Genomic DNA, 6,000 nt, shown 5'->3' with positions numbered 1-6,000 from the left:
CCCCCCCCCCCCCCCCGCTTCTCTGCACTCTCTACTATTGGCGATTAAATTTATCATTGAGAAAATAAGGGTAAATTATAATGGATAACTTTACCGAAGAAAACATTGAGGCAGTTGATGACACGAACAATCTGAATAGAGAAGATATTGAGGGAAACGAAGAAGAAGTTAATCGACCATTCGATCCGACTACAATTAGAGTTGAAACCAGAAAAATGACTATAGATTTAGTCCTGGCGCGGATTAACCATAGGGAGCTTGACTTAGCACCTGACTTTCAACGTCAGTCCGATATATGGAAAAATTCATCCAAAATTAGACTGATTGAATCTATTCTCATTCATATCCCACTTCCCGCATTCTATATGGATGGTAGTAATGACGATCGATGGTTAGTTGTAGACGGATTGCAGCGTTTAACAACCCTTAAAGAATTTATAATCGATCAAAAATTTGAACTTGCCAAACTTCAGTATCTCAAAGAGCTTGAAAATAAAAAATATGATCAATTACCTCGAAAATATCAACGTCGTATCCTGGAAACTGAACTAACATTTTTTATTATTGAAGAAGGCACACCTCCAGCCGTAAAATTTGAGATCTTTGACCGAATTAATAGCAATGGAGTCGCTCTCAATTCACAAGAGCTTCGTCATGCACACTATCAAGGCAAGGTGACAAAATTTTTAGACAAGTTATCTCAAATGCATGAATTTGATGAAGTAACACAGTTTAGCAAATCTAGAAAGAAGCGCCGAATGATAGATAGAGAATTTATTCTCGGCTTCCTTTCTTATACTATTCATAACTACCAAGATTTTAAAAAATTTGATAGTCGCAAGGAATTTCTCGTGAATACCATGATTAAAATAAATAAAGAAATTAGTGAAGATAGACTAATAGAAATAGAGCGTGATTTTAAGAAATCAATGATTGCTGCTCGTGATATTTTTGGTGAAAATGCTTTTCGTAAAATGTCCAATAATCAGACTAGGAGCTATCCAATTAATCAATCATTATTTGAAGCTTGGTCAGTCAATTTTAGCCAACTAAGTGAAGACCAAATACAAATTTTAGTAGATAGAAAAAATCAGATAATTGAAAAATTTAGTGATTTAGCAGAAAGTGATTCTGATTTCTTAGAATCCATTTCTCAAGTCAATGTAAAAGTAGAAACTCGTTTTGAGTCAATCAAAAATATAATTGCAGAGGTTTTGCAATGATTGAATTGATAACGCTTAAGAATTTTAAAGCATTTGAAAGCCAATCTCTTGACTTCAAAAACTTAACTCTACTATCAGGGCTGAACAGTAGTGGTAAGTCTTCGGTATTACATTCGTTATTAGTGCTTCGTCAGTCTTATCAACAAGATTTATTACCAGATAGAGGTTTAGCACTTAATGGTGACTTGGTTTGTATTGGCACAGCTCAAGATGCTTTGTTTGAAGGAGCGAAGGAAGATTCGATTGGTTTTGAACTCAAGTGGAAAGATGGTAGAGAAGGGGGTTGGCAGTTTGATTATAATCGGGCAGCAGAGGTATTAGAGTTAAGATCCTCTCCAGCACCAGATTCTGTATATAAGTCTAATCTATTTGGAGATAATTTTCATTATCTTCAAGCCGAACGAATTGGTTCTCGTTCTTATTTAGGAAAATCAGAATTTCAAGTACACCAGCATCGGCAAATGGGAACTCAAGGTGAATATACCGCTCACTTTTTTTCAAGGTATAGAGATGAAAATGTTGTTAAGCCTCAATTAGCCCATACATCAGAACAATCTTTGAATCTGGAGGCACAGGTAGAAGCATGGATGGGAGAAGTAAGTCCAGGAACCAGAATTACTATTCGAGATGGTACAGATTTAGATATAGTTAGCTTAAAATATTCTTATGGATTAAGTAATCTATATCGTGCTACTAATGTTGGATTTGGAATTAGTTATACTTTGCCTATCATTGTGGCAATACTGGCATCAAAACCAGGAGCTTTAATTTTACTGGAAAATCCGGAAGCTCATCTACATCCTAAAGGACAGGCAAAAATAGGGGAGTTACTGGCACTAGCAGCGAGTTGTGGAATTCAAGTTATTGTTGAAACTCATAGCGATCATATTTTAAATGGAATCCGGTTGACTGTCCATCGCGGTAAACTCGATCCTAACGATGTCCAACTGCATTATTTCCAACGTCAAGAAATCGATCGTGAATTTCAAACCGAGGTGATATCGCCTAAAATGGATCGTCATGGCAGAATCGATAATTGGCCGGATGGATTTTTTGATGAATGGGACAAAAGTTTAGAGGCTTTATTGGAACCAACGGGAGATATAGAGATGGTGTTTAATGAACTTTCTCTTCAGACTCCCGCTCCAGATATTGCCACAGCACGACAATGGATGTCTCAGTTTATTCAGACTCTCAGGACAGCGAAAAAAAGTGGAATTAAACGACTCCATGCGGAAAATAATATGAATAACATCATGCTCGCTCCAGACTATCCCGTGGCGCGATGGCGAAACGATCCGCAAGTCGATCGTGAAGAAAGACGGTTTTTGCTCTTATTCAATACCAAAACACCGTTATGGACAGATAGCGTCGCAAAAATAAAAAATAACTTTGACATAAATTTATCAGATTTTTTATACCAGAATCAATATGCCTCGGGATTAGGATTTGCATGGGTTACTGATTCTTTGTCAGTAAGTTTGTTGTCCGATCAAATCTGGGATTGCAGTTACTTGAATTTAGACATCAGCCATATTGATGAGAATGAAAACATTATTGAGACACAGGTATCAATTATTCATGCAAGTCGCACGGTTCACATAATAGAACACGAACATTAGATTAAAAAACATATAGAGATTGATAATGGAGTCGATCTTTGGACTAGTCGCGATCGCATTTTTCCTCACTTAGAGTTCTGCGAATCAGTTGCTGGAGCAATTCAAGAGATTAAAAAAGGGAATGCAATACTTAAGCAACTACGAAAACGGCTAGATGAATTAGAAAGGGCTGCTGAAAATTGGAAAGAAGGGCCTTTTAATCTTGAATGGCTTCCTAGTAAGGCAACTCCCGAAAGTGATTCCAGACTTCAGGAATTTAGACAAAAACTAACCATTGAATGTATCGATGGTAATGAACGGTTATTCAGCTTACATCTCAGAATGACTCCAGGAGATTGGAGACTCTATTTTTGCACGGACTTAGGCCCAGGAAAAATTCTCATTGGTTACATTGGTCGTAAGATACAATAGATCGTCAAACCGGGACTGCGATCGCCTATACTAGAAGCAGCGAATGACCTGTGATCGCCCAAAAGTTCACGATCGCACCAGCCGAACTTCAACATTAAGATTTAGATGACTCCATTGGCGATCTCTAGTGTCTTTATCTATATTAAAACACTACATATAGTTTTTTGCTTGGAGTAAAACGTCCAGAAACTACCGTTATTAACGGAAAGAGCCTCTTTTCGTTAATATAGAAGTGAAATCAATGCAGTATTAACGAAACCGATAATAATGGTTCACTCAACCAGAGCAGGTCAATATGTACACCAGATAGAAGGATATCAAGCCTTTATACCTAGTCCTCTACCACCTCAGCCAGAAATTGTCATGGATCAGGAGATGTGGAATCTTTTGTCTCAAGCAGATCGCGCTCTGGGTCGTTTAGACGGAGCAACCGATGCTCTTCCGAACCCAGATTTGTTTGTCTTTATGTATGTTCGTAAAGAAGCTGTTCTTTCCAGTCAAATCGAAGGTACACAAGCGTCTTTAATGGATGTTCTAGAATTTGAATCTCAAGCATTAGAACCACAGAACCCACAAGATATTGCTGAAGTCGTCAACTATATTGATGCTATTAATCATGGTCTTGACCGACTCAAAGACTTACCAGTTTCTTTACGATTAATTAAAGAAATTCATGAAAAATTAATGCGAGGGGTCAGAGGTTCTGAACGCGATCCAGGTGAGTTTCGTCGTAGCCAAAATTGGATTGGGACGGGAGGATGTTCCTTAAAAGATGCGACTTATGTACCCCCTCCTCCCCATGAAATGCTCAAATCTTTAGATAATTTAGAGAAATTTTTGCATAGCTCTCAACCCATGCCTACCCTGATCAAAGTGGGGTTAGCCCATGCTCAATTTGAAACGATTCATCCTTTTTTAGATGGCAATGGCAGAACAGGGCGGCTTTTAATTACTTTTCTTTTGTGCGAACAAAATATCCTTCAGCGCCCACTTCTCTATATTTCTTACTACTTCAAGAAATACCGATCTCAATATTACGATTACCTTCAGGACATTAGAGATCGTGGAAACTGGGAAAATTGGCTCAAGTTTTTCCTATGTGGTATTTATGAAGTAGCTCAAGAAGCTGCTGCTACTGCTCGAAAAATAGTTAACTTGAAAGAAGAACATCGCCAGTTGGTACTCGATCAAATGGGGCGTAGAGCGGCTAAGGCGATCGCATTACTTGAGAGTCTCTATTCTAAACCGATTTTTACTGTAGAACACGCCATAGAAATTACTAAGTTACGATACTCTAATGCCAACACCCTGATCAAGAATCTTTGCGATCTAAGACTTTTGGAAGAAATCACTGGACAAAAACGGAATCGAGCCTTTTCCTATGCTCCCTATCTAGAGGTTTTTCGAGACTAGAAATTATAAGTAACCACAGTGGCGATCGCCTATACTAGAAGCAGCGAATGACCTGTGATCGCCCAAAAGTTCACGATCGCACCAGCCGAACTTCAACATTAAGATTTAGATGACTCCATTGGCGATCGCTCGTCAGAACAGGTTTATGAAGATAAATACCCAGTGCCAGACAAGCGCGATCTAATGATAAACCCAGTGACTTCGTAACGGGACGCAGCATACCCGCTTGTAACGCTTGTTCTTCACTAAACGGAATCACTTCAAGCTTTAAATTCGACAAAATTTCGGCAATTACATCTTCAGGAATATTCAATTCTGCTAACTTAGCAATTACTTCGGATACCTTGACGCTGCTAATAGCTGCCTTACCCATAAATCGTGCAACTTCTTCACTCCTCTTTTCTTGATTCAGCAACGCTAAAATAGCCGATGCATCAACAACTACTTCACTCAACTCTGTTCTCCTGTCTCCGTTCAGCCATCAATTCTTCAGAAAGAATTCGACCTTCAGGAACATACTGTCTAAACAGATCTTGAGCTTTTTCTACAGAAGTTAGCATCTTAAAGATTTCATCATGACTAACAACTTCACTGTTCTCTCCTTCCTTAATGGTATTTTCCATGGCGATATCTTCTAGCGCTTGTACCAGTAGTTCAGAAAACATCTCTCTTTCTTCTTGGATTAATTCCTGAATGGTAGCTTTCAGGAGTTGCTTGAATTCTGGTTTGTCTAAGGTCAGTTCAGTCATTAGTTTGTACAATGGATTACTTCTGCTGTAGCATTTTATTGTGCAGAGGAGTGGCGATCGCGTTGTTTGGGAAGATAGGTCGCAGGGTTTTCTGGGAATGGTAGCTTTCCCAACTGGTGCTTGACGATCGCCTCCCAAATAGACACCACACTTAAGTAAATCTCATGATCGAGATTGCGAATAATCTCTAGGTGCTTGATGGATAATCGGCGATCGCCACTAATAAACCACAAGAAAATATGAGTATCGAGTAAAATTCTCATTTTCCCTCAAAAGCACTGAGGATATCTTCAGGTAATGGCGCATCAAAGTCATCCGGTACAACAAACTCTCCAGCACATAAGCCAAATGGTCGCAACTCTCCCTGTTGCTGTTGAATGGGTTTAAGTTCAGCAATGGGTCGATCTCCACGAACAATAATGAACCCTTCACCTGCTTCCACTTGGTGTAAATATTTTAGAGGGTCTTGCTGGATTTGCTCAACAGTTACACTGACCATGATCTCGGTAGTCTAAGAGTGTGCAACCCGATTCTAAGCATAATCAGCAAGAAAGGCGATCGCCTATACTAGAGAACATAAAA

Annotated in this window: 5 protein-coding genes and 2 pseudogenes; 3 read left to right on the top strand and 4 right to left on the bottom strand. The window is 39.0% G+C overall.

Annotated features, from left to right (window positions below):
* The first annotated feature begins 80 nt into the window (after window positions 1-80).
* The 3 genes and pseudogenes from PN466_RS09500 to PN466_RS09490 all read left to right on the top strand — a co-directional run bounded on the left by PN466_RS09500 (window position 81) and on the right by PN466_RS09490 (window position 4,669).
* Window positions 81-1,223 (top strand): DUF262 domain-containing protein, encoded by a 1,143-nt coding sequence (locus PN466_RS09500; protein WP_271939044.1) that lies wholly within the window; start codon window positions 81-83, stop codon window positions 1,221-1,223.
* Window positions 1,220-2,326 (top strand): annotated as a pseudogene (locus PN466_RS09495) (DUF3696 domain-containing protein); the annotation flags it as partial. The gene PN466_RS09500 and the pseudogene PN466_RS09495, both read left to right, overlap by 4 nt.
* A gap of 1,197 nt (window positions 2,327-3,523) precedes the next feature.
* Window positions 3,524-4,669 carry a Fic family protein gene (locus tag PN466_RS09490; RefSeq protein WP_271939041.1) on the top strand — a complete coding sequence of 382 codons (1,146 nt, stop codon included), beginning with the start codon at window positions 3,524-3,526 and terminating at the stop codon, window positions 4,667-4,669.
* A 70-nt stretch (window positions 4,670-4,739) separates the two neighbouring features.
* Here the strand turns inward: PN466_RS09490 and PN466_RS09485 are convergent, their stop codons facing one another.
* From PN466_RS09485 to PN466_RS09470, 4 genes and pseudogenes are all read right to left on the bottom strand, one after another.
* Window positions 4,740-5,123, bottom strand: coding sequence for a type II toxin-antitoxin system VapC family toxin (locus tag PN466_RS09485; RefSeq protein ID WP_271939040.1), 384 nt, complete (start codon window positions 5,121-5,123; stop codon window positions 4,740-4,742).
* Entirely contained in the window at window positions 5,116-5,418 is a 303-nt protein-coding gene (locus PN466_RS09480) for a hypothetical protein (RefSeq protein WP_271939039.1), read from the bottom strand. Before PN466_RS09480 ends, PN466_RS09485 begins: the two co-directional genes overlap by 8 nt.
* A gap of 41 nt (window positions 5,419-5,459) precedes the next feature.
* Window positions 5,460-5,681 (bottom strand): annotated as a pseudogene (locus tag PN466_RS09475) (type II toxin-antitoxin system VapC family toxin); the annotation flags it as partial.
* On the bottom strand, window positions 5,678-5,917 hold the full coding sequence (locus tag PN466_RS09470) for a type II toxin-antitoxin system Phd/YefM family antitoxin (RefSeq protein ID WP_271939035.1): 240 nt from the start codon (window positions 5,915-5,917) through the stop codon (window positions 5,678-5,680). The gene PN466_RS09470 and the pseudogene PN466_RS09475, both read right to left, overlap by 4 nt.
* Window positions 5,918-6,000: the final 83 nt, after the last annotated feature.

It is taken from the genome of Roseofilum reptotaenium CS-1145 (assembly GCF_028330985.1).
GTDB lineage: Bacteria > Cyanobacteriota > Cyanobacteriia > Cyanobacteriales > Desertifilaceae > Roseofilum > Roseofilum reptotaenium.
Note: the sequence above shows the minus strand (reverse complement) of the source record. Positions and strands in the feature narration are given on the sequence as shown.